The organism is Umezawaea beigongshangensis (assembly GCF_016464305.1).
GTDB lineage: Bacteria > Actinomycetota > Actinomycetes > Mycobacteriales > Pseudonocardiaceae > Umezawaea_A > Umezawaea_A beigongshangensis.
Genome location: NZ_JAEIOJ010000025.1, coordinates 1 through 22184 on the forward strand (window position 1 = coordinate 1; position 22184 = coordinate 22184).

The window sequence follows — 22184 nt, forward strand, 5'->3', positions numbered from 1 at the left end:
CTTAGCACACACCAACACGGAAAGGAACTGTCTTTTAATCCGCGGGTTCGGGGTTCGATCCCCCGGCGGCCCACCACGGTCATTGCAGTTCACCCCTCGTCCCCGCGCCCGGCCGGGCGCGGGACGGGGAGCGGAAGCCGTTCCCTCAGCGGAGTTCGCCGAAGTAACGCGCAGGCCCGAACGGCCTTGTGCCCCTCGGACCAGCCGGACCCGGTGCTGTCGTGGTGCGGCCACGCCGACGAGCCGAACGTGCCGGTGAACCAGTGCACGCTCGGGTCGGTCGGGAACAGGTCGCGGTCGATCACCTGTTCCAGCGGCCTGCCGGTGGCGTTGAACTCGTGGACTATCTGCGTCGTCCAGGCCGGTGCCGCGACCGGGGAGTCGTGCCGTCCGCAGGCGGAGGGCTGCGGCGCGGAGAACCCGAAACCCGGGATCGGGAGCACCACCACGGGGAACGGCCCTGCGGAGTCCGCGCTGGTGAGCAGGCCGATCAGGCGGGTGAACCCGACGAACGAACTCGGTCGGCCTGGAGTGCGGATCGGCCGGGGGATCTCGATGCGGAACGGTCGGACGTCCGTGCTCGTGCGGGAGGACGCCAGGCCCGCTACAGGTCAGATCACGTCCCGAAAGTCGCACCGGGCATGATCGTCGGGTGCGCGCGGAACGGTTGGTGGCCCTGCTGTTCACCCTGCAGAGTCGGCGCAGCGCCACGATCGCCGAGCTGGCCGAGGCGCTCGGCGTGTCCGAGCGGACCATGCACCGCGACGTCGCCGCGCTGCGGGACACCGGTGTGCCGCTGTGGACGGAGCCGGGGCGGCACGGGGGTGTGCGGCTGGTCGACGGGTGGCGGAGCAGGCTGGACGGGCTCACCTCGCGGGAGGCCGTCGCGATCTTCGCCATGGGGGTGCCGCGGGCGCTCGCCGAGCTCGGGCTCGGCACGGCGGTGTCGGCGGCGCACGCCAAGGTCTCGGCGACCCTCCCGGCCGCTCTGCGCGAGCAGGCTCAGCACCTCGCGCAGCGGTTCCACCTCGACGCGCCGGGCTGGTTCCGCCGGGAGGACGAAGCCGGGCACCTGGCGGCGGTCGCCCGCGCGGTGTGGGAGCAGCGGCGGACGCTGGTCTCCTACCGCCGCGGGGACGGCCTGGTCGAGCGGGTGCTGGACCCGCTGGGGCTCGTGCTCAAGGCGGGGGTCTGGTACCTGGTCGCGGGCATCGGCGACGGTGCGCGCACCTACCGGGTCGGCCGGATCGAGGCCGTCGAACTGCTGGACGAGCGCTTCGAGCGACCGGCCGGCTTCGACCTCGTGAGCTGGTGGGAGCGGTCGTCGGCGCAGTTCGAGCGGTCGTTGCAGCGCGCGCGGGTGCGGGTGCGGCTGAGCCCGGCCGGTGCGCGTGCCCTGCCGCGGGTCGTCGACGCCGATCTCGCGGTGGCCGCGCTGGAGCAGGCCGGGCCGCCGGGACCGGACGGCTGGACCGAGGTCGACCTGCCGCTGGAGGAGCCGGAGATCGCGGCGGGGCAGCTGCTCGGACTCGGCGTGGAGGTCGAGGTCGTCGAGCCACCCGCCGTGCGGGCCGCGTTCGCGGACGCCGCACGGCGGATGGCCGACCGTCACCGGTAACCGGTGGCGTCGGCCGGCTTGCCGGCGTCCACCACCTCCGTGAGGTAGCGCCACGCGTCGGGCCTGCTCCCGTCGACGTCGTCGACCTCGTAGATCTTCGCGAGCTGCCCGGTGCTCAGGGTCTGCCCGGAGAAGCGCTCCCGGTCGGGGTCGGCCGCCAGCGCGACGAGGGTGCGTCCCACGAAGGTCGGTGACTCCGAGACGCAGAAGTGCGGCTCCTGGCTCGTGGCGTCGCGCCAGTTCTCCTCGGTGACGCCGTACACGTCGAGCATGGTCTCCGAGCGCAGCCAGCCCGGCGTCAGCGCCACGGCGGTGCACCCGTGGTCCTTCAGCTCGTGGGCCTGCGCGATGGCGAGGTGGTGCCCGGCGGTCTTGGCGACGTAGAACGCCAGCGACGTGCCCACCCGGAACTTCGCGTTGTACTCGGCGGTGCCGTCGGTCATCTCCACCACGAGGCCGCCGGGCTCGCGGATCACCAGCGGCAGCAGGTGGTGGCTGGTGATGATGTGGGCGTCGATGCCGAGCCGGATCATCCGCAGGCTCGCCTCCAGCGAGTGCTCCCACACCGGCTGGCCCCACCCGAGGTGGTTGTCACCGCCCCAGAGCCCGTCGACCAGCAGGTCGAGCCGCCCGTGCTCGCCGTCGATGCGCGTGGCCAGCTCGCGCACCTGGTCGGGGTCGAGGTGGTCGACCCGCACGGCGATGCCGGTGCCGCCCGCTTCGGTGATCAGCTCGACGGTGCCCTCGATCGTCTCGGCGCGGTCCACCTCGGACCGCTGGTTCCCCGAGCTGCGTCCCGTCACGTACACCGTCGCACCGCTGCGGCCCAGCTCCACCGCGATGGCCCTGCTCGCCCCCCGGGTTCCCCCGGCCACCAGCGCCACCTTGCCACTCAGGTCTTCACTCATGCCGACCACGATTCCGGTGAACCCCGTCAGGTCGTGGCATGGTTTCCCGCCCGAATTCGGCCGTTTTCGCCGCCCGGCGCGAGCCGGGGGGACGACGTGCCCGCGCGCGAAGGGGCTGTGCTCGCATTCTCTTCCCTCCGGCCGGGTGTGCGGTACCGCTGATCCGGGAATCGACTCGGGGTGTGCGGCACTACCGATTCGCATTCCTGTTCGGACTGTCCACACGTGCAACCATTCGCGTCGTTCTCGCTCGATCGCATCTCGGCAAGCTCCTCACCAGCGAAGATGTTGTGCGACGGCGTGGCGGACGTCCGGTTGTTCCGCCGTGAGCTGGTTCACTCGTGCGCATCCTTCCGGTGGTTGACACATCTTCACCGGTGCAGAGGGTGAGACGTGGAAGTGCACACGAGGGGAATCGTCACGATGAGCGCGAACAGCAACTGGATTCGTCGGAGTGCCGCTGCGGTCGTGGCGCTGGCCGCGGTCGGCGCACTGTCGGCCTGTTCGGACGGACAGACCGAGAACGCCTCGTCCGGCACGGACGCCCAGGAGGCCGTGACCGGTGGCCGGGAGGCCGTGAGCGGCGGTCAGGAGCCGGACGCGCTGACCAGCGGGGGCGGGAACGGAGCGGCTTGCACGAACGTGAAGGCGTCCCTCGGCAGCACCACGCCGTCGTCGGGCGGCAGTCAGATGCGCGTTCAGCTCGTCTTCGTCAACCAGGGCGCCAGGGCCTGCGTGCTGCGGGGCTTCCCCGGCGTGCAGCTCCGCAGCGCGGACGGCACCACGTGGGACCTGCGCCGCAGCAGCGAGGAGGTCGAGTCGGTGACCCTGGCCCCCGGCGGCGGGACCAGCGCGGCCCTGACCACGTCGTCGGCCGACAACGCCACCGGCTGGCACGTCTCCACGGTGCTGGTGACGCCGCCCAACACCACCTCCACGACCGAGTTCAACTGGACCCACGGTCCGGTGCACCTGCAGAAGGACGCCACGCGCCCCGCCACCTTCGTCGGCCCCGTCGGCTGAGGACACCACGCGACCGCGCCAGGGGGAGAAGGAGGGAACGACCGGACGGGGTGCGCCGTCCGGTCGTCCCCGGCTCGCGTCAGCCCACCGAGCAGGCCGAGCCGTTGAGGGTGAACGCGGTCGGCGCGGTGTTGGTGCCGCCGTGAGCCGCGGTGAAGCCGAACGACGTGGAGCCGCCGGCCGGGATGGTCGCCGTGTACGGGGCGTTGGTGACGGTCACCTCGGCGCCGCTGCCGCTGGCCGTGCCGCCCCAGATGCTGGTGATGGTCTGGCCGCTGGGGAACGACCAGCGCAGGGTCCAGCCGTTCACCGGCGACGAGCCGGTGTTGCCGATCGACACGCCGCCCTGGAAACCGCCCTGCCACTGGCCGGAGACGGTGTAGGTCACGGTGCACGCGCCCGTTCCGCTGTTCGCCGACGTGGTCACCGAGGTGGTCCCCGACCGGGCGGAGCGGTTGCCCGCCGCGTCGCGGGCGTAGACCGCGAAGACGTACGTGGTGGACGCGGACAGTCCCGTCACCGACGCCGAGCCGGTGCCCGACGAGGTGACCGGGGTCTCGGTGCTCCCGCTGATCCGGACCACGTCGTAGCCCGTCACGCCGACCGCGTCGGTGGACGCGGCCCAGGACAGCACGACTCCGCTCGACGTCACCGAGGACGCGGTGGGCGTGCCCGGCGCGGTGGGCGCGGTGGTGTCGTTCGTCCCGCCGCTGTAGACGGAGGCCTCGCGCGAGGTCGCCCGGATGCCGTTGACGCCGTTGACGATCCGCTGGCCCCACGGGGTCAGGCTGGTGGCGCCGAAGTTCGTCGTCATGTCGAGGTACTCGACGCCGCCGCCGTTGCCGCTCCACGACCAGCCGAGGTAGCCCAGGCGCAGCGACTGCGCGGCGGCGAGGATCGCGTCCTCGTCGGGGTTGCCGTCGGAGTGGTCGTGGCCGAACTCGCCGACCAGGATCGGCAGTCCGCGGGAGACGAAGCTGTCGAGGTACGCGGTGACCTCCGCCGCCGTGTCGAACACGCCGTACATGTGGATCGAGAACATCGTGTTGCGCTGCGGGTCGCTCGCGAAGACCGCGGGCGCGTTGTCGCGCATGGTGAACGTCCAGTCCTGGCCCCAGTTCGGAGCGTCCACCACGATCGTGTGGGTGAGGCCGCCGCCCCGGAGCTTCGCGATGGCGGCCGAGGTGTCCGACGCCCAGGCCGCGTAGCCCGTGTTGCCGAAGGGCTCGTTGCCGATGTTCACGATCACGTACTTCTCCTGGCCGATCAGCGCGCTCTTCACGCTGAGCCAGTAGTCGGCGGCCTCGGACAGGCTGGCCGCGGCGCTCTGCTCGCCGTAGCCGGTGGTGTCGTGCGCCTCCAGCACGCAGATCAGCCGGTTCTGCTTGCACAGGGACACGACGTTCGCCACGTCGGCGGTGTCGTTCTTCGTCCACTGCTTGCCGGTGGCGAGCACGACGCGGACGGTGTTCGCGCCGAGCGCCTTGACGTTCGCGAACGAGCTGGTCTGCGTCGGGTACCAGGTGTGCGCGTGGTTGACGCCCCTCATGACGAAGTCGTCGCCGTTCGCGTCGAGCAGGCGCCCGTCGCTGACGGTGAAGCCGGTGGCGGCGTGCGCGTGCGGGGCGGTGAACAGCGACAGGAGCAGGGCGCCGATCGCGACGAGTGCTGATCGAGTTCTCATGGCCTACCTCAGGTCGTGCCTTCTGGGTCCGGCGGCAGTGAGACGACGTCCGGTGGGACGTCCGCGCAGAGTTCTGGGAGCGCTCCCAGCACGGTGGTCCGAAAGTAACGACGTTGAAACGACGTGTAAAGCCCCGGTGTCGTCCTGCACGCGAACGGCGCAGCAGTGCCGACTAGCGGCTCAGCTGGTGGTGCCGCATAGTCGGACGGAACGGGCGACGAGAAGGAGCGCGACGTGGAAGCCAGGCAGCTCTTCGCAACGGTCGCCGAGCGCGCGGGCCTGTCCCGCGAGGAGGCTGCCGACCTGACCCGGTCCACCGCGGCGGCGCTGGCGGCCCGGCTCAGCGGCGGTGCCGCCCGCGACCTCGCCGACCGCCTGCCGGAACCGCTGGCCGAGGGACTCCGCACCGGCTCGCCCGCCGTGGAGAAGTTCGGTCGCGAGGAGTTCGTCGGCCGGGTCTCCCAGCACACCGGGCTGACCGCGGAGGAGACCACGGCCGGGCTGCGCGCGCTGCTGGCGACGCTGCGCGACGGCATGGGCGCCGACGCGTTCGACCAGGCGGTGTCCCAGCTGCCCGGCGACATCCGCGAGCTGATCACGCCGCCCGACGAGACCTGAGTCCCGTCGCCCGGCCGGTCAGCCGAGGCAGATCCGCAGCAGCCGGAGGTCGCGCCCGTCCTGGTCGTACCGGCCGCTGCTCAGCTCCAGGTGCAGCAGCGAACAGTGGTCGTGCCACGGCGGGCCGGGCAGCGGGGGGAACCACGGCGGTGACGGGCGTCCGGAGGTCGGGTCGTCCGCCGGGAGCGACGTGCTCGGCGAACTCGGCGACGTGGTCGGGGGGACCTGCGAGGCCGGGGGGGAGAGCGCGGCCTCCCCGGTCGTCGGGCCGGTGGTCGTGGTCACCGGCGTCGTGACCGGCTCTGCGGTGACCGGCGACCGGGCCGGAGCGGGCACGGACGAGGTCGCCGGCCCCGGCTCCTGCTCCGGTTCCTGCTGCGGAACTCCGACGCCCACGACGCTCGTGGTGTGGGTGGCGCTCAGCGCCGGAGCCGACACGGGCGGCCGGTCGACCCGGCGTGCCTCCACCGGACGTGTCCCGGTGTGCAGCGCGATCGTGACCGCAACGGCCCCCGTGGCCAGGCCGAGGGCCAGGCCGACGAGGACACGACGTCTGCCACTGCTCATGGGAAGGGCACCCGACTCCCGCGTGGTGGTTCGACCCGAGGTGTCACGTGGAATCGGTCCGGTCCGCTCACTCGTTACCCGTTGAGCCGGTTGTCGCGGCAGGTCGGTCCGTTCGGGCACACCCGAGGAGCTCGCGCTGCGCCACCCGGATCAGCCCGTGCGGTCGGGGCCGGCGGCGTGCAGCGCGACCCTGATCAGGACCCGCTGTTCGGTGCGCATCGCCGCCCGGTAGTCCTCCCAGTTCTCGTGCTCGCCGGAGATCTGCCGGTAGTAGTCGACGAGACCGTCCATCGCGTCCGGCAGCGGCACGACCTCGGCGGTGCCGTCGACCTGGATCCAGCGGCCGAAGAACTGGTCGGGCAGCACGCACAGCCACACCCGCGGGTCGCGGCGCAGCTGGCGCACCTTGTAGGCCGTCTCCCTGGTGCTGATCAGGACGCGCCCCTCGTCGTCCACGGCGGCCAGCACCGGTGACATCTGCGGTGTGCCGTCCGCGCGCGTCGCGGCGAGCACGGCGCGGTGCTGCGTCCGGACGATCTCTCGTGCCTGGTCCAGGTCCATGCCCCCATCATGGAGCCACCACCGCTGCCGCGGGGGGAGATCGCACGACGACGCGGACACGGACCGGCGCGGGCCCCGGACCGTCCGGACCGCGATCGGTGACCTGGCAGCTGCGCGCCGACCCGGCCGTGCGGATCGCGGGGCGCTGCGCCTCGGCCCCGGCACCTGCGAACGGGTGATCGGCGATCTCGCCTGTTCGCCGCCGCCGGACCGGGGCGGCGCGGACGCACGGTTGCCGTCCCTGCTCCGACCGGGTGGCGACCCGCGCTCCGCGCGGTCCGGACCACCGCGCTGCTCGTGCCGCCGCCGATCCGCCGGGCGGTGCCCGCCGGACACGTGAACCGCGCCGTGCTCCGCCTCGGACCTGCGGCCGTGCCGCGCCGGAGCGATCTGCCGCGCGGCTGGTGCCACGTGAACACCGCCGGGGTTCCCGGTGAAGCTGCGCCATTTGTCGCAGCGCACGGCCGATGACCGTGCGTAGCATCACCAACGGGTGAAGGAGGGCGTTCGGCGCACTCTCACCCACCCGGATCGGCGACGACGCCGTCCCCCGCCCGGAGGTGGCGTCCTGCCACGGGGCCCGCCTCCCACACCAGCCGCCCGGTCCTGCGCCGGGCGGCACCAGCGCGTCCGAACCCGCGGCGCGCACGCAGAGGACGGAAGGGAACACGCGATGGCGTTCCGACGCGCACTTCGCGCCGCGGCGGCGACGGCGGCACTGGCACTGGTCGCCGCCGGATGCGGTGGGAACGACGAGAACACCCTGGTGGGCAGCGCGGAAGACGGGAAGCTGACCGTCGGCATCCGCTACGACCAGCCGGGCATGGGACAGCGCCGCGTCGACGGCAAGGTGGTCGGCTTCGACGTCGACGTCGCCAAGTACGTCGCGAAGGAACTGGGCGTGCAGGAGAACGGCATCACCTGGAAGGAGTCCCGCTCCGCCGACCGGGAGAAGTTCCTGGAGAACGGGGAGGTGGACTTCGTCGTCGCCTCCTACTCGATCACCGACAAGCGCAAGGAGCAGGTGACCTTCGCCGGCCCGTACTTCGAGACCGGCCAGGGCCTGCTCGTGCGCTTCATCGAGAGCTCGATCGCCGGGCCGGAGGACCTCGACGGCAAGAGGCTGTGCTCGGTGTCCGGCTCCACCTCGGCGCAGAAGATCCTCGACGACTTCCAGCAGAACGTGCGGCTCGTCGAGTACGGCCAGTACTCCGACTGCGTGACCGCGCTGCTGGCGGGCAACGTCGACGCCGTCACCACGGACCAGGTGATCCTCGCGGGCTACGTGCAGGAGAACCCCGAGCTGCTCAAGCTCGTCGGCGATCCGTTCACGACCGAGCGCTACGGCGTCGGCCTGCCCAAGGGCGACGACGAGGGACGCGCGAAGGCCGCCGCGGCCATCCAGAAGATGATCAGCACGGGTGCGTGGCAGCAGGCTCTGCTCGACAACATCGGCGAGTCCGACTACAAGATCCCCGACCCGCCGCAGATCACCGAGCAGTGACGGCGCGGGACCGTCTCGTTACCCACGCAGGTGCGTTCGGACAGTAGTGCTGGACTGTGGTTCGCGTTACGCTTGCCGTGCAGGCCGGTGTTTCTGTGTTCGTGCTTCACACGCTCGCGGAACAACACGCGGGCGTGTTCTCTTCTCCGTCGTGGTCGGCGGGGAATCGCCCGGGGACGGCCGGGGGTTGCACGGTGCAGCCTCAAGCTTTCCTGCGATGGAGGCAGATACATGGCACAGGGCACTGTCAAGTGGTTCAACTCCGAAAAGGGCTTCGGCTTCATCGCCCAGGACAACGGTGGCGCTGACGTCTTCGTGCACTACTCGGAGATCCAGGGTCAGGGCTTCCGCTCCCTGGAGGAGAACCAGCGGGTGGAGTTCGAGGTCGGCCAGGGCACCAAGGGGCCGCAGGCCCAGAACGTCCGCCCCGTCTGATCCAGGCGTACGACGAGCCCCCACCCGCGCCGGGTGGGGGCTCGTCGCCGTTCTGGAAGGTCTTCGCCGCGCCGCTAGTAGCCGCGCTGACGGGCTTCCCACTCCAGGCGCTGCATGACCCACTCGGTGGCCAGCGCCTGCGGGGACGTCTGACGCTCCTGCGCGAGCTCCTTGAGCTGCTCGTTGGCCATGAGCTGCAACCGCAGCTGGTACACCTGAGCGTTGCCGAAGCTGCGGCCGGAGCCGGTGGTCTCCACGTCGGTCTCCGGGGCGAGCGCCGCCAGGTACGACGTCAGCTCGTCGTCGGGAACCAGACCCTCACCCTCGGGGGCGAGCGGACGATGACGGCCGGACTTCGATCTGCCTAGAGATGGGAGAGGCACGGCGCCACGATAACGAACAGATTGCGGTACGGCACAACTCGTGATGCCGGTCACAGGCCGGAGGCGTGGAGAGGCCCCCGCGCCAGGGGGAGGAGCACGGGGGCCGGAGGGGATCTCCACAGGCGCTGACCGGGGGTGTGTCAGCGAATCGGATTGTTGCACGCGCACGCGGGTCAGGGGAGTGGGTAGCGCCGAAATCTTCAGCCGTTCGTGGGGCGGAAGGAGCGCAGGCGCAAGCTGTTGGACACCACGAAGACGCTGGAGAACGCCATCGCCGCCCCCGCCAGCACGGGGTTCAGCAGCCCCGCCGCGGCCAGCGGCAGACCCGCGACGTTGTACGCGAACGCCCAGAACAGGTTGCCCCTGATGATGGCCAGCGTCCGCCGCGCGAGCCGGATCGCGTCCACGGCGGCGACCAGGTCGCCCCGCACGAGCGTCAGGTCCCCGGCCTCGATCGCCACGTCCGCGCCCGTGCCCATCGCGATGCCGAGGTCGGCCGCCGCCAGCGCGGGAGCGTCGTTCACGCCGTCGCCGACCACCGCCACGACCCGGCCGCGCTCCTGCAACCGCCGAACCGCGTCGACCTTCTCCGTCGGCAGCACCCCGGCGATCACGTCCTCCGCGTCGATGCCCACCTCCGCGGCGACCGCGCGGGCCACGGTGGCGTTGTCACCGGTCAGCAGCACCGGGTGCAGCCCCAGCTCGCGCAACCGGCGCACCGCGGCGGCACTGCTCGGCCGCACCGCGTCGGCCACGGCCAGCAGCCCGCTCGCCACCCCGTCGAGCGACACGGCCACGACGGTCCGCCCCGCCCGCTCGGCCTCGCCCACGGCGTCGGCGAGCCGTGGCGGCAGTTCCACGCCCCGCTGCCCGAGCAGCCGGGGGCGGCCGACGAGCACCGCACGTCCGTCCACGAGCCCGGACACGCCCAGCCCCTCGGTGCTGGCGAAGTCGGACACGGCGGGCAGCTCGCCCACCTCGGCCCCGGCACCGCGCACGATCGCCGAGGCGATCGGGTGCTCCGAGGCGTTCTCCACGGCTCCGGCGGCCCGCAGCAGGTCCACCCGCCGCACACCGTCGGCGAGGACCACGTCGACCAGCCGCATCCGGCCCTCGGTCACCGTGCCGGTCTTGTCGAGCACGACCGTGTCGATCCGCCGGGTGGACTCCAGCACCTCCGGGCCCTTCACCAGGACGCCCAGCTGCGCGCCGCGGCCCGTGCCCACCAGCAGCGCCGTGGGCGTGGCGAGGCCCAGCGCGCACGGGCAGGCGATGACGAGCACCGCGACGGCCGCGATCACGGCGAACTCCAGCGAGCGTCCGGCGAGCAGCCAGCCGCCCAGCGTGAGGGCCGCGAGGACGACGACGACCGGCACGAACACCGCCGAGATCCGGTCGGCGAGCCGCTGCACCTCCGCCTTGCCCTCCTGCGCCCGCTCGACGAGCGCGGCCATCCTGGAGAGCTGCGTGTCGGCGCCGACACCGGTCGCGACGACCACGAGCCGCCCGCCGACGTTCACCGTGCCGCCGACCACCGCATCGCCCGGCCCGACCTCCTCGGGCACCGACTCGCCGGTCACGACGGACCGGTCCACGGCCGACGTGCCCTCGTCGACCCGGCCGTCCGCGGCGATCCGCTCACCCGGACGGACCACGAACGGGTCCCCGACCCGCAGCCGCTCGACCGGGACGCGCTCCTCGCGCCCGTCCCGCAGCACGGCCACGTCCTTCGCGCCCAGCGCGAGCAGCGCCCGCAGCGCGGCCCCGGCGCGGCGCTTCGACCGCGCCTCCAGCCAGCGGCCCAGCAGGAGGAACACCGTCACGCCGACGGCGACCTCCAGGTAGACGTCACCGGTGGTGGACTGCCGCGGCACGACGCTGAACTCGTGGCGCATCCCGACCGCGCCCGCCTCGCCGAACACCAGCGCCCAGACCGACCACAGGTAGGCGACGAGCACACCCATCGAGACCAGGGTGTCCATCGTGCTGCTGCCGTGCCGCAGGTTCACCGCGGCGGCCCGGTGGATCGGCCAGCCGCAGACCCACACCACGACGCTGGACAGCGCCAGCGCGAGCCACTGCCAGGTCGGGTACTGGAGCGCCGGGACCATCGACAGCACGACCACCGGGACGCCCAGCGCGGCGGCGACGACCACCCGCAGCCGCAGCTGCTCGGTCTCCGCGTCCTCGGGCACGTCCGCCCCGGCCGACTCCGGCCGGGGCGGGGCGGCGTCGTACCCGGCCGCGCGCACGACGGAGACCAGGTCGCCGACCGCCGTCCCGGCGGGGAAGCGGACGGACGCCTTCTCGGTGGCGTAGTTGACCGACGCGGTCACGCCGTCGAGCTTGTTGAGCTTGCGCTCGATCCGGTTGGCGCAGGAGGCGCAGGTCATGCCGCTGATGGCCAGCTCGACGCGCTCCGAGGCGTCGTGTCCGGTGGCCGTCACCGGGGAACCCTCAGCCGGCGAGCTGGTACCCGGCCTCGGTCACGGCGGACGCGACCTCGGCTCGGTCCAGCTCGCGCTCGCTGGTGACGGTGACCGCGCCGGAGTCCAGCTCGACGGCCACGCCGGTGACGCCGTCGAGCTCGGTGAGCTCCTCGGTCACCGAGCTGATGCAGTGCTGGCAGGTCATGCCGGTGACGGTGTACGTGGTGCTGACGGACATGGTGCCCCGTTCCTCTCGACGACCCGGCCAATATACCCCCAGGGGGTAACTGCCGGGCAAGGCTCCCCGGCTCGGCGGGTCACCCCCAGTCTACTGTGGAGGGTCGACGCGCTTCTCGTACCCGGCGATGTCGCCCTCGATCTTCTGCACGAGCTGGTCGAGTCCGGCCAGCATCTCGTCGAGCTTGTCCAGGCGGTCGCTCATCAGCGCGTCGAGGTCCGCCTCCAGCGAGCCGGACGACGCGGCGGCCATGCCCCGCGCGATGGCCTCCGGCGGGACGCCGAACTGAGCCGCCGCCTGCGTCGCGGCCCGCAGGACGTCCTCGACGCTCGGTGGGCGCGGCGGCTCGGCCTGTGACGGCTCGGCCTGTGACGGCTCGGCCTGCGACGGCTCGGCCTGTGACGGCTCCGTCCGGGGCGGCTCGGTCCGCGTCGGGTCCGGTTCGGCGTCGGTCACGTCTGCACCCCGTTCGTCGGTGTTGCCCGGCCGGGTCCCTCCGGTCGGCGTCCCAGCACACCACGCCGCACGTCCAGCGGATGGTGCGCACACGGAAAGTAACGCTCCGTCGTTCGCGAATCACTCTCTGGGAGGCTGCGGGTGTCGTCCCAGGTCGCTTAGCCTCGCGCCGAACCTCAAGTCGGGGAGGCGTCATGAGCGGGTCCCTAGAAGTGCGGAAGTTCCTGTGGACACAGGACGACACGGTGAGCAAGCAGGGTCCGAGCGTGCCTGCCCAGCGCAGCGGAGAACCCTCGCGGATCTCCGAGGCGCAGGTCCACCGGGCACGCCTCGCGGTCGCGCGGGGCGCGCACGGTGCGGAGGACTGCCGGTTGCTGCTCGACATGCTCGGGCTGTCGCCGGGAGAGGACGGCGGGGTCCCGCCGGTGCAGCGGTGACCGGGCACGTCCCGCCGGAAGGAGGCGGAGTCGCGAGCGGTGGCTTCGTCCCGCTGTAGCGGGAAGCACGTGCGGGTACCGGACTGATCGTCGTCGGCGTCCCGGTGCGGCCCGGCCGAGACGCGCACCCCCCGGGAGCGCGTCTCGGACGTGGCTCGCCAGAAAACATACCGAACGGTCTCTTTTGCGGCAACGTGCACGTCACGCCTCCGACGGGGACACTGCTGTGCACCCGATCGGATCTCGGAGTAATTTGATCTTGATCCGCCGTGGTCGGGAAGCGCACCTCCGAGCGATGACGAGCTGGAGCCGTGATGGCGCAGCAGTACCGCGCACTGATGACTCGCGAGACGATCCTGCGCGTCGCGGCGGCGGAGTTCGACCGCCTCGGGTACGACGCCGTGCCGCTGAGCGCGATCCTCCGGCGCAGCGGTCTCACCAAGGGCGCCTTCTACTTCCACTTCGAGTCGAAGGAGGCGCTCGCGCTCGCCATCGTGCGGCAGCAGGAGGAGGAGTGGCCGCGCCTGCTGGCGGCGTGGCGCGCACGCGGGCTCGACCCGCTGCGCACCCTGGTCGGCCTGGTCGACGAGGTCGTCTCCCGGCTGAGCGTCGACGTGCGGCTCCGCGCCGGCGTCCGCCTGGCCGCCGATCGCGGTCTGGAGTTCCTCGGCCTGGCGAACGTCCACCTCAGGTGGGAGCGGGCGATGAGCGAGATCCTGTCGCTGGCCCGCGACGAGGGGCAGTTGCGTCCCGGCGCCGACCCGGACGCCGCGGCACGGGTCCTGTGCGCGTCCCTGTTCGGCGCCCGGCTCATCTCCACGTCCGCGAGCGGGTGCGCCGACTTCTCCCAGCGCGTTCGAGAGGTCTGGAGCTGCCTGCTCCTCGGCGTGGCCGCTCCGGAGTGGGGCCCGCAGCTGATCACGGACCTCGAACCGTGACCCGCAGGAGGAAGTATTCGCAGGTCAGACCCTAAATGCCACCCCCGTTTTGGTAGATCGGGCAGTCATGTCATATGCTTTCGATGCTTCCAACGGACAGCGGTTGGAGGGCCTGGGAAGAGAGTGGCCCGCCAGGGCTGCTGACGGACCGAGTCCCCATCGTCTAGCGGCCTAGGACTCCGCCCTTTCAAGGCGGCAGCGCGGGTTCGAATCCCGTTGGGGGCACGTAGTAGAGTAGTACAGCAGTAGAGCAAGGCCCAGTGGCGCAGTTGGTTAGCGCGTCGCCCTGTCACGGCGAAGGTCGCGGGTTCGAGTCCCGTCTGGGTCGCAATAGCGTTCGGCTGAGGCCGTCCGCTGAATGGCCAGGTAGCTCAGTTGGTACGAGCGACCGCCTGAAAAGCGGTAGGTCGGCGGTTCGACCCCGCCCCTGGCCACCACTCTTCGCACAAGACCCCCGAGATGTTCTCGGGGGTCTTGTGCTGTGCGCGTCCTTTGTGAGCTACCTCGCCGATCGCGTTTGGACCAACGGCCAAATTTGCGCGACCTTAATCACATCGAGCACTAACCTGCGGTTCGTGCCACTCGCCGAGCACGACTCCGGTCCCACTCGCACCCGCCTCGGAGACCTCGCGGTGCTGTGCGCCAACCGCCACCGCATGGTCCACCGCGGCAAGCCCTGGCTCACTCTGGTCGAGCTGAAGACGACGGTCGCGGCCCACCGCGCCTAATCCGCGAAGCGGATCACCGCGAGCGCCTGGTCGTCGTGGACCTTGTGGCGTCGCCAGCGGGTGCGGTCCGGGTCGGACAGCTCCGCCTCGCGGACCGCGTCCAGCACGCCCTCCGGGCCGGTGGACTCCGCCAGGTCCAGCACCTCCTGCCAGGTGAACAGGCCGTAGTCGTCCACCCCGCACGACACGCCGTCCGTCGCCATCAGCACCGAGTCCACCTCGGCGCGGGGCCAGCTGCGCACGACCGCCCGGTGCGCCGCGGCGGGCAGGGCCTCGGCGACCCAGAATCCGCCCTCGCGGTTGCGCCGGTCCGTCACCCTCGGGACCGTGCCGCGCAGCTCGGCGAGCCTGGTGTCCGCCACGACGTCCACGCCGGCCGGGCCGAACGCCACGACCGGGCTGTCCGCCAGCACCAGGGCGTCGACGGTCGTGCCGCTCCAGCGCAGCATCGCCACCGTGCTCGACGGCGAGTCGCCCGGCACCAGGCCGTAGCGGTGCACGAGGTCGGTCACGGCCGCGGCCAGCAGGTCGGCCAGGTCGTCGTGGGGGCGCGCGGTGACCACCGCCGCGAGCGCCTCGGCCAGGACCGCGGAGTACCAGCCGCCGTCGCGCTCGACGGGCACGGGCGATGTCGCGCCGTCCAGCAGCAGCACCGCGTTCGGCAGCACCACGATCCGGTCCTCGGTCGGGCGTGGCACGCCGTCCAGGCCGACGCCCGGCCGTTCCGCACTCTCGATCTTCGGCATCGCCCGACAGGATAATCGTCAACCTGGGTTGACAGGCCGCGCTCTGTCAACCATAGTTGACGCATGACGGAAGCGACGCAGCTGGCCTCGGCCGCGGGAGACCGCGATCCGAGGGTCGGCCTGAAGGCGGTCAGCGCGTTGCGCCGGCTGCTCGAACAGCTGGAGGCGGTCCAGGTGCGCAACGCGCGCACGGCGGGCTGGTCCTGGCAGGAGATCGCGGCCGAGCTGGGGGTCACCCGGCAGGCCGTCCACAAGAAGCACGGAGGCCGGTGATGATGGAGAGGTTCACGAAGTCGGCGCACGCCGCGGTGGTGAGAGCCGTCCAGGAGGCCGAGCGGGAGCACGCGGAGGCCGTCGAGCCACCGCACCTGCTGCTCGCGCTGCTCGCGTCGCCGGTGCTCGCCGAGTACGCGCTCTCGCGCGAGGAGATCGAGCACGACTTCCGCGAGGCTCGTCGCAAGGGCGGGCTGACCGGGGCCGACGCGGACGCGCTGCGCGGGCTCGGCATCGACGTCGACGCGGTCGTGGCGAGCGTCGAGCGCTCCCACGGCGAGGGCGTGCTGGCCCGGCGGCGCGGTCCGCGGCGGCGGAGGTTCGCCGGTGGCCACGTCCCCTTCCACGCGGCGGCCAGGGAGATCCTGGTGCGCAGCCTCCGCGAGGCCAGGGACTTCGGCCACCGGGGCCTCGGGGACGAGCACCTGCTGCTCGCGCTGCTCGCGGGTGACGGCGTCGTCCCCGAGGTGCTGCGGACCCGCGGCGTGGACTACGCCGCGGTCAGACGGCGGGTCGCGGCGGCGTCGTGACGCCGGTCCAGGTGAGCCGCGGCAGGAACGCCTGGGTGAGCGGTCCGATGGTCAGCGCGTACAGCACGGTGCCGATGCCGATGGTTCCGCCGAGCAGCCAGCCGGACGCCAGGACCAGCACTTCGACGACCGTGCGGACCAGGCGCAGCGACGTGCCGGTCCGGGCGCAGAAACCCGTGGTCAGGCCGTCGCGCGGCCCCGGACCGAGTCGCGCGCCGAGGTAGATCGCGGCGGCGAGGGCGTTCAGCACGATGCCCGCGGCCAGCAGGGCGGCGCGCAGGGGGAGGCCGGACGGCGCGGGCAGCACCGCCAGGGTGACGTCGACCGCGACGCCGATGACGACCACGTTGCTGATCGTGCCCACGCCGGGGCGCTGCCGCAGCGGGATCCAGCACAGCAGCACGAGGGCGCCGACGATGATCGTGATCGTGCCGAAGCTCAGTCCGGTGCGCTTGGTCAGGCCCTCGTGCAGCACGTCCCACGGGTCCAGTCCGAGGCTCGCCCTGATCTGCATCGCCATGCTCGCCCCGTAGAGCCACAGCCCGATCGCGAGCTGGACGAGGCGGCGAGCGGGGGCGACGGAGACGGGCACGGAGTGGAGCGCGGTCAATGACATGTGGCCCATCCTGAGCGGTGAGTGGTCGTCTCGTCTGTGGCCAATGCGCGAGAATTGGCCACATGACTGCTCCGGTCCCACTGGGTGGACGCATATCCGGTCGCCGACTGGCCGAGCTGCTGGGCGAGTGGCGACGCCGCGGCACACGGCGGGGTTCGGCCGACCTCGCCGCCGCGATCCGGATGTTCGTGCTGGACGGGCGGCTGGCCGTCGGCACCCGGCTCCCCGCCGAGCGGGAGATGTCCGAGGCGCTGGCGGTCAGCCGCACGATGATCACCGCGGCGCTCGACCAGCTCCGCGCGGAGGGGCTGGTGGCGAGCCGCCGGGGCGCGGGTTCGTGGATCGGCCTGCCGTCCGGCCCGGTCGCGGTCGTGCCGGACGGGGTCGCCGCGCGCGACGAGATCGACCTCGCCCGCGCGGCGTCCCCCGCCATCCCCGGCCTGCTCACCGCGATGGACGCCGTGCGGCTGCGCGTGGCGGAGCACCTGGCCGGGCACGGCTACCACGACCAGGGCGTGCCGGAACTGCGCGCGCGCATCGCCGACCGCTACACGGCGCGCGGCCTGCCCACCGGACCGGAGCAGATCCTCGTCACCAGCGGGGCGCAGCACGCGCTGGCCCTCGCCCTGCGGATGTTCACCGGTCCCGGCGACCGCGTGCTCGTCGAGCAGCCGAGCTACCCGAACGCGCTGGAGGCGGTCCGGGCCGGGTCGGCCGTGCCGGTGCCCGTGGCGATGACCGAGCAGGGGTGGGACCTCGTCGGCGTCGGCGCCGCGCTGCGCCAGGCCGCGCCGCGGGTGGCCTACCTCGTCCCGGACTTCCAGAACCCCACCGCGCACCGGCTCGACGCGGACGGCCGCGAGCAGCTGGCCCACCTGCTGCGCCGCACCCGCACCCCCGCGATCGTCGACGAGACGATGGTGGAGCTGGACCTGGAGGGCGACCCGCTCGACGGGCCACCACCCGTGGCGGCCTTCGCCGACGAGCTGGTGGTGTCGATCGGGTCGGCCAGCAAGTCGCACTGGGGCGGTCTGCGGGTGGGGTGGATCAGGGCGAGCGCCGACCTCGTGCAGCGCTTCGTGGCCACCCGCTCGGCGATCGACCTGGGCTCCGCGGTGTTCGAGCAGCTCGTGCTCGCCGAACTGCTGGCCGGACCGGACGACGCGCTGCGCGCGCGGAGGGCGGACCTGGCCGAGCACCGCGACGTGCTGGCGGAGGCGCTGCGGGAGCACTGCCCGCGGTGGCGGTTCCGGCTCCCGGCCGGTGGGCTGTTCCTCTGGGTCGAGCTGGACGCGCCGGTGAGCACGCGGATCGCGGTCGCCGCGCAGAACCACGGCGTCCGGCTCGCTCCCGGTTCGCGCTTCGGCGCGCACGGTGGTTTCGAACGGCGGCTGCGGTTGCCCTACGCGCAACCGCTGGACGTCCTGCGGGAGGCGGCGCGGCGGCTCGGGCTGGTCGCCGCCTCGGTCGCCGGGTGCGGACTCGTCGGCGAGGGCGAGGTGACCGTGCCGGTGGCCTGACCGGGAGGCCGTGGCACGCCGGACGGTCCCGTCCACCACGTCGGGAGCGGGGTCGTCCGGCGCCTGCCGCGTCGGCACGCCCGGCGCAGCCCCTCGATGGGCCGGGGCACCGGTGGCGCGGCAGTTCCCGCGGACCTGCGGCGGGGCCGTCCGGGGGCGGACGACCCCCGCCGCAGGTTTCCGTCGGCCTTCGCGCGGCGGGGCAGTGCCGCGCGGAGGCCGGACCCGACCTGCTGGGGCGCGGTCGGCAGGTCGGGACGTGCGAGGGGTGGTGGGTCGGTCTCGACGCGGCGGGGCAGTGCCGCGCCGAGACCGGACCCGACCCGACCTGCCGGGGCGCGGTCGGCAGGTCGGGGAGCCTGTGCGGTGCGGGTGCGACGGCCGGAGCCGTGCACGTGTGCGGGTGCGGGACGGTGTGCGACCGCCGGTGGCGTGGAGGACGACGGCGCGCGCGGACCGCGGAGGGTCTTCGCGGCGTGCTCGGGACGGACGCGTGCCGCGTCAGTCGGGTGACGTGCTGGGCAGACCGGGGGTGCTGCCCGGTGACCGGGCGTCGGTCCGCCGTTCGACGGCCCACAGCGCGGGCGGGTCGAGGATCGACTGCGGTGCGACGGCGGCGATCCCGCCACGCGCGCCGCCGGAGTTGTCGTGGTGGCTGCCTGCCGCGGCGGAGGACGCCGTGGGCACCGAGAGCGGGGCGGGTCCGGGGGACTGCTGCGCCGGTGCGGGGTTGGTCCAGCCGACGTCACCGGACTCGGCGGTCTGGACGGTCTCGACCGGCAGCGGGGCCGGGTCGGGCACCGCGAACCACGGCGCGGTGTCGTCGGCCGTGGTCGCCGGCCGTGCCTCGGGCTGGGGGTCCGCCGCGGGCGCTGCCTGCGGAACCTGCTCGGCCGCCGGGTGTGCCCCGCTCTCGGCGGCGCGGTCCGCGAGCGGGGGTTCCGGAACGCTGTTGGAGGCAGAGCCCGAACTCGCCACGCTGCTGGAGACGCCGCCGGGCAGGAGCACGATCGACGCGGACACCGGACCGGCGATCTCACCGGCCGTGCCGGACGTGCCGTCTGCCGTCGTGCCGCGCACCGGGAGCGGGGCGGCGGTCGTGGGGGCGGGCGGCGGTACGGGCAGCGGTGCGGGCGGCGGTGCGGGCAGCGGGGCCGGGGGATCGATGTCGGCGACGTCGCCGAACACGCCGAGCGCGGCGGTCGTGGACGCGGTGATCCCGGCGGCGGACTGCGGTTCCGGCGCGAACGGCGCGACGACCGGCCACGACGCGTCGAGGACCGCGGGCAGTTCGCCGACGAGGTGGAACGCCTCCTCGACCGCCCGGCCGGGGACGCCCGGCTCCTCGGCGGTGTCGGCGGCGGCCACGGCCGAGCCGAGCAGCCACGCGGAGAGCGCGAGCGCGCCCACGGCCAGCGCGCGCAGCAGGGTGGCCCGCAGCGGTGACCCGGTGCTGCGCACCGCACCTGAGCGTGCCACGGGAGATCACCACCGTTCTGGGTCACCGTCAACGCCACGAGCCTGGACGAGACCGAGCGATCTGCTATGTCTAGCACTGGACGCGGCCTCGGCGCACCGTTCCAACGCGAACCACTCGGAAGAGAGGTTCCGTGCGGTCGTCCGGGACGCCGCAGTAGAGGATAAGCACGAATTCCCGATTTCAACACATCGGGTGAGCGGCGAGGCGCGTCCGGTGTGGACACTCTCCGTTGGCGGCATCGTGTCCATCGTGGACCTGGAACTGACGGAGAGTGAGAGCGTCACCTCGTTGGCGCAGTTGGTGGACGGTTGGCGTAGTCGTGTGGCGGACCTGGTCCTGCACGATCCGGGTGGTCCGGAGGAATGTCTGGTCCGTTCGGGCGAACTTGTCGTTATTTCGAATGACGCGAACATGGCTCGCGACAAAGTGCGTCGCTGGACAGATCGCATCGACGAATCCGCAGAAATGGAACTGATTCGTATTCAATTGCGTCCCGCGGAGCGCGAGCAGTGCGTGCGGATCGCCGCCGAGTGCGGACTCGGACTGACCCCCCACCACGTGCACGTCGGCAGCCCGATCATGTTCGGCACCCCCACCCGCGTGTCGCCGGAGGAGGCGAGCGCCATCACCGCGCCGCCGCGGGTGCGGTGGGACCCGCCGGTGACGGCCGCGGTCCTCGACACGGGACTCGACCCGCACCCGTGGTTCGCCGGTCGCCCGTGGTTCGCCGAGTGGGGGCACTCGCCGGAGGTGCTCGACGGCGACGGCCGCGACGGGCAGGACCGGCAGGCCGGGCACGGCACGTTCGTCGCCGGTGTGCTGCTGCGGCACGCGCCGGGCGTCGTGCTGCGCCACCACCGCGTGCTGTCCTCCTCCGGACTGTCCGACGACCTGACGGTGGCCGCCGGGCTGCGCCGGGTGCGCCGGACCGCCGCCGAGCGCGGCGAGCGGCTCGACGTCGTCGTCCTCACCTCCGGGTGCCACACCGCCGGCGACGCGTGCCCGCCCGTGCTGCGCCGCGAGGCCGGGCGCAGCAGCGGCGCGGTCGTCGTCGCGGCGGCGGGCAACGGCGGCACGTCCCGCCCGTTCTGGCCCGCCGCGCTGCCGGAGGTGCTGGCCGTGGGCGCGCGGGCGGCGGCGTTCTCCAACCACGGCGACTGGGTCGACGCGTGGGCGCAGGGGACCGGCGTGGTGAGCGCCTTCCCGCTGCTGCGCCCGGCGGCCGGCGACTCGGGCGCGGGCACCGAGAGCAGGGAGTACGGCTTCGCGCGCTGGAGCGGCACGTCCTTCGCGGCCCCGCGCGTCGCCGCCGAGGTGGCCGCGCTGGTCCACGACGGGCACCCGGCGGCCGAGGCGCGGCGCGAGGCGGAGCGCCGCTTCAGCCCGCGCCGTGGCAGGTGAAGCCCAGGTCGTCGGCCTCCTGGGCCGCCGCGAGCGCGGCCGCCGGGCTCGCTCCGCCGCGCAGGCGGGCGTGCAGGGCCGTCATCACGGCCACCACGCGGTCGTCGGGCACGGGCAGCGGACTCGCGACGACCGTCCGCGCGCCCGCGCGCAGCAGCACGGGCGCCAGGCCGGAGTCGCACGCGGACAGCACCACCAGGCCGGGCGCGCGGCGCAGGCGTGCCAGGTCGTAGCCGTGCAGCGGCCCGTCGGCCACCCGGAGCGCCGACAGCGGGGGCTGGTCGTCGCGGTGGGTCCCGTGCACGGCGAGGTGCGCCACGGCCACGCCGTCGATCGCGGCGAGCACCGCGTCCGCCGTCGCGGCCCGCCCGGTGAGCAGCGTGCCGCCGTGCGCCGCGCGCAGGACGGCCGTCTCGCGGTCGGCGTGCGCCAGGCCGGGACCGGCGATCCACGCGTGGCCCGTGCCGCTCGGCGGGGACTGCGCCGCCCGCAGCCAGCGGGCCGCCGACGGGGCCGCGGACACCGCCCGGCCGCGGCAGGACGGCAGCGCCGACCACGGCAGCCCGTGCAGCGGGCCGTCCGGCAGCACGACCAGTTCCCGGTCGGCGGTGTCGGCGCGCAGCTGACCGAACAGGGCCTCGTCCAGCCCGGCCGCCGCGGCCGGGGCGGAGCGGCCGACCGACAGCGCGAACCGCAGCTCCCGCACCCGCCGCGCGACGGCGTCCACCGGGCCCAGCGTCCGGGCGCGGACCCGGCCCGCGACGGCGGTCGTGACGAGCAGCCGGTCGCGGTGCGCGGTGAAGCCGACGAGCGCCCGGTCGCCCAGCGCGTCCAGCAGGGCCGCCACGTCCAGCGTCGTCGGCGGGTCTCCGGCGCGCGAGGCCGCGGCGAGGCGGCGCACGCGCTCCTCCAGCCGCAGCGTCGGCCGGTCGCGCGCCCGCGCCACCCGCAGCTCCGTCAGCGCGCGTGCCAGCACCGGGTCGCCGGGTGGCAGCAGCGGTGGCCGCGCGAGCAGCTCCTGCTCGGCGCGTGCGGCAAGTCCGGCCAGTTCCCGCTCCAGGCGTGGCTCCCGGACGCCATGGCGGGCCCGA

The 22184-nt window shown here is 73.3% G+C and carries 25 protein-coding genes, 3 tRNA genes and 1 pseudogene; 16 read left to right on the forward strand and 13 right to left on the reverse strand.

The annotated features are described in order from the left end of the window. Window positions 1-89: 89 nt before the first annotated feature. Window positions 90-443, reverse strand: coding sequence for a hypothetical protein (locus IMZ35_RS29775; protein WP_199444551.1), 354 nt, complete (start codon window positions 441-443; stop codon window positions 90-92). Window positions 444-652: 209 nt separating this feature from the next. On the opposite strand from IMZ35_RS29775, the gene IMZ35_RS29780 reads away from it, so the two are divergent. Next, window positions 653-1618, forward strand: coding sequence for a helix-turn-helix transcriptional regulator (locus tag IMZ35_RS29780; RefSeq protein WP_199444552.1), 966 nt, complete (start codon window positions 653-655; stop codon window positions 1616-1618). Here IMZ35_RS29780 and IMZ35_RS29785 read toward each other — a convergent pair. Next, window positions 1609-2526 carry an SDR family oxidoreductase gene (locus tag IMZ35_RS29785; protein WP_199444553.1) on the reverse strand — a complete coding sequence of 306 codons (918 nt, stop codon included), beginning with the start codon at window positions 2524-2526 and terminating at the stop codon, window positions 1609-1611. The two genes, IMZ35_RS29780 and IMZ35_RS29785, sit on opposite strands and share 10 nt — an antisense overlap. A gap of 423 nt (window positions 2527-2949) precedes the next feature. Here IMZ35_RS29785 and IMZ35_RS29790 point away from each other — a divergent pair, with 423 nt between their 5' ends. Beyond that, a complete protein-coding gene (locus IMZ35_RS29790) occupies window positions 2950-3549 on the forward strand; it encodes a DUF4232 domain-containing protein (protein WP_199444554.1) in 600 nt (199 codons plus the stop codon). 79 nt (window positions 3550-3628) lie between these two features. On the opposite strand, the gene IMZ35_RS31235 is transcribed toward IMZ35_RS29790, so the two are convergent. Beyond that, window positions 3629-5233 carry a cellulase family glycosylhydrolase gene (locus IMZ35_RS31235; protein ID WP_199444555.1) on the reverse strand — a complete coding sequence of 535 codons (1605 nt, stop codon included), beginning with the start codon at window positions 5231-5233 and terminating at the stop codon, window positions 3629-3631. 234 nt (window positions 5234-5467) lie between these two features. On the opposite strand from IMZ35_RS31235, the gene IMZ35_RS29800 reads away from it, so the two are divergent. Then, window positions 5468-5851, forward strand: coding sequence for a DUF2267 domain-containing protein (locus IMZ35_RS29800; RefSeq protein WP_199444556.1), 384 nt, complete (start codon window positions 5468-5470; stop codon window positions 5849-5851). A gap of 18 nt (window positions 5852-5869) precedes the next feature. Here IMZ35_RS29800 and IMZ35_RS29805 read toward each other — a convergent pair whose 3' ends face one another. Together IMZ35_RS29805 and IMZ35_RS29810 are read right to left on the reverse strand one after the other, a co-directional pair. Then, entirely contained in the window at window positions 5870-6418 is a 549-nt protein-coding gene (locus tag IMZ35_RS29805; protein WP_199444557.1) for a hypothetical protein, read from the reverse strand. A 150-nt stretch (window positions 6419-6568) separates the two neighbouring features. After that, window positions 6569-6979 carry a PPOX class F420-dependent oxidoreductase gene (locus tag IMZ35_RS29810; RefSeq protein WP_199444558.1) on the reverse strand — a complete coding sequence of 137 codons (411 nt, stop codon included), beginning with the start codon at window positions 6977-6979 and terminating at the stop codon, window positions 6569-6571. A gap of 673 nt (window positions 6980-7652) precedes the next feature. On the opposite strand from IMZ35_RS29810, the gene IMZ35_RS29815 reads away from it, so the two are divergent. After that, on the forward strand, window positions 7653-8483 hold the full coding sequence (locus tag IMZ35_RS29815) for a glutamate ABC transporter substrate-binding protein (protein ID WP_199444559.1): 831 nt from the start codon (window positions 7653-7655) through the stop codon (window positions 8481-8483). Window positions 8484-8714: 231 nt separating this feature from the next. Continuing rightward, complete coding sequence (locus IMZ35_RS29820; RefSeq protein ID WP_199444560.1) at window positions 8715-8918, forward strand: cold-shock protein; 204 nt, start codon at window positions 8715-8717, stop codon at window positions 8916-8918. A 74-nt stretch (window positions 8919-8992) separates the two neighbouring features. Here the strand turns inward: IMZ35_RS29820 and IMZ35_RS29825 are convergent, their stop codons facing one another. The 4 genes from IMZ35_RS29825 to IMZ35_RS29840 all read right to left on the reverse strand — a co-directional run bounded on the left by IMZ35_RS29825 (window position 8993) and on the right by IMZ35_RS29840 (window position 12424). Continuing rightward, complete coding sequence (locus tag IMZ35_RS29825) at window positions 8993-9301, reverse strand: hypothetical protein (RefSeq protein WP_199444561.1); 309 nt, start codon at window positions 9299-9301, stop codon at window positions 8993-8995. 200 nt (window positions 9302-9501) lie between these two features. After that, window positions 9502-11748, reverse strand: a complete 2247-nt coding sequence (locus IMZ35_RS29830) for a heavy metal translocating P-type ATPase (protein WP_307869027.1) — start codon at window positions 11746-11748, stop codon at window positions 9502-9504. 10 nt (window positions 11749-11758) lie between these two features. After that, window positions 11759-11968: a heavy-metal-associated domain-containing protein gene (locus IMZ35_RS29835; RefSeq protein ID WP_199444562.1), complete on the reverse strand. Its 210-nt coding sequence runs from the start codon at window positions 11966-11968 to the stop codon at window positions 11759-11761. A 90-nt stretch (window positions 11969-12058) separates the two neighbouring features. After that, window positions 12059-12424 carry a RodZ family helix-turn-helix domain-containing protein gene (locus tag IMZ35_RS29840; protein ID WP_199444563.1) on the reverse strand — a complete coding sequence of 122 codons (366 nt, stop codon included), beginning with the start codon at window positions 12422-12424 and terminating at the stop codon, window positions 12059-12061. Window positions 12425-12618: 194 nt separating this feature from the next. On the opposite strand from IMZ35_RS29840, the gene IMZ35_RS29845 reads away from it, so the two are divergent. From IMZ35_RS29845 to IMZ35_RS29870, 6 genes are all read left to right on the forward strand, one after another. Beyond that, a complete protein-coding gene (locus tag IMZ35_RS29845) occupies window positions 12619-12861 on the forward strand; it encodes a hypothetical protein (protein ID WP_199444564.1) in 243 nt (80 codons plus the stop codon). Between the two features lie 314 nt (window positions 12862-13175). Next, window positions 13176-13799, forward strand: coding sequence for a ScbR family autoregulator-binding transcription factor (locus tag IMZ35_RS29850; RefSeq protein ID WP_199444565.1), 624 nt, complete (start codon window positions 13176-13178; stop codon window positions 13797-13799). Between the two features lie 152 nt (window positions 13800-13951). After that, window positions 13952-14024: transfer RNA gene (locus IMZ35_RS29855), tRNA-Glu, on the forward strand. A gap of 29 nt (window positions 14025-14053) precedes the next feature. Continuing rightward, a tRNA-Asp gene (locus IMZ35_RS29860) sits at window positions 14054-14127 on the forward strand. Window positions 14128-14159: 32 nt separating this feature from the next. Next, window positions 14160-14236 (forward strand) — tRNA-Phe (locus tag IMZ35_RS29865). Window positions 14237-14374: 138 nt separating this feature from the next. Next, window positions 14375-14527: a hypothetical protein gene (locus tag IMZ35_RS29870; protein WP_199444566.1), complete on the forward strand. Its 153-nt coding sequence runs from the start codon at window positions 14375-14377 to the stop codon at window positions 14525-14527. Here IMZ35_RS29870 and IMZ35_RS29875 read toward each other — a convergent pair. Further along, window positions 14524-15273 carry a protein phosphatase 2C domain-containing protein gene (locus IMZ35_RS29875; protein ID WP_199444567.1) on the reverse strand — a complete coding sequence of 250 codons (750 nt, stop codon included), beginning with the start codon at window positions 15271-15273 and terminating at the stop codon, window positions 14524-14526. The genes IMZ35_RS29870 and IMZ35_RS29875 overlap by 4 nt on opposite strands. Window positions 15274-15336: 63 nt before the next feature. Here IMZ35_RS29875 and IMZ35_RS29880 point away from each other — a divergent pair, with 63 nt between their 5' ends. Further along, window positions 15337-15546: a helix-turn-helix domain-containing protein gene (locus IMZ35_RS29880; RefSeq protein WP_199444568.1), complete on the forward strand. Its 210-nt coding sequence runs from the start codon at window positions 15337-15339 to the stop codon at window positions 15544-15546. Then, window positions 15546-16076 (forward strand): Clp protease N-terminal domain-containing protein, encoded by a 531-nt coding sequence (locus IMZ35_RS29885; protein WP_199444569.1) that lies wholly within the window; start codon window positions 15546-15548, stop codon window positions 16074-16076. Before IMZ35_RS29880 ends, IMZ35_RS29885 begins: the two co-directional genes overlap by 1 nt. Here the strand turns inward: IMZ35_RS29885 and yczE are convergent. Continuing rightward, window positions 16048-16701, reverse strand: coding sequence for a membrane protein YczE (gene yczE / locus IMZ35_RS29890; protein ID WP_438816920.1), 654 nt, complete (start codon window positions 16699-16701; stop codon window positions 16048-16050). The genes IMZ35_RS29885 and yczE overlap by 29 nt on opposite strands. Before the next feature lie 53 nt (window positions 16702-16754). Here yczE and yczR point away from each other — a divergent pair, with 53 nt between their 5' ends. Beyond that, on the forward strand, window positions 16755-18212 hold the full coding sequence (yczR, locus tag IMZ35_RS29895) for a MocR-like transcription factor YczR (protein ID WP_199444571.1): 1458 nt from the start codon (window positions 16755-16757) through the stop codon (window positions 18210-18212). Between the two features lie 501 nt (window positions 18213-18713). On the opposite strand, the gene IMZ35_RS29900 is transcribed toward yczR, so the two are convergent. Further along, on the reverse strand, window positions 18714-19691 hold the full coding sequence (locus tag IMZ35_RS29900; RefSeq protein WP_199444572.1) for a hypothetical protein: 978 nt from the start codon (window positions 19689-19691) through the stop codon (window positions 18714-18716). A 466-nt stretch (window positions 19692-20157) separates the two neighbouring features. Between IMZ35_RS29900 and IMZ35_RS29905 the strand changes: the two genes are divergently transcribed. Beyond that, the gene (locus tag IMZ35_RS29905) at window positions 20158-21093 is read left to right on the forward strand and encodes a S8 family peptidase (RefSeq protein ID WP_229373657.1); all 936 of its coding nucleotides are present in this window, start codon (window positions 20158-20160) and stop codon (window positions 21091-21093) included. On the opposite strand, the gene IMZ35_RS29910 is transcribed toward IMZ35_RS29905, so the two are convergent. Continuing rightward, a complete protein-coding gene (locus IMZ35_RS29910; protein ID WP_438816921.1) occupies window positions 21071-22069 on the reverse strand; it encodes a CHAT domain-containing protein in 999 nt (332 codons plus the stop codon). The genes IMZ35_RS29905 and IMZ35_RS29910 overlap by 23 nt on opposite strands. A gap of 39 nt (window positions 22070-22108) precedes the next feature. Between IMZ35_RS29910 and IMZ35_RS32370 the strand changes: the two are divergent. Continuing rightward, window positions 22109-22184, forward strand: a pseudogene (locus tag IMZ35_RS32370) (proton-conducting transporter transmembrane domain-containing protein); the annotation flags it as partial.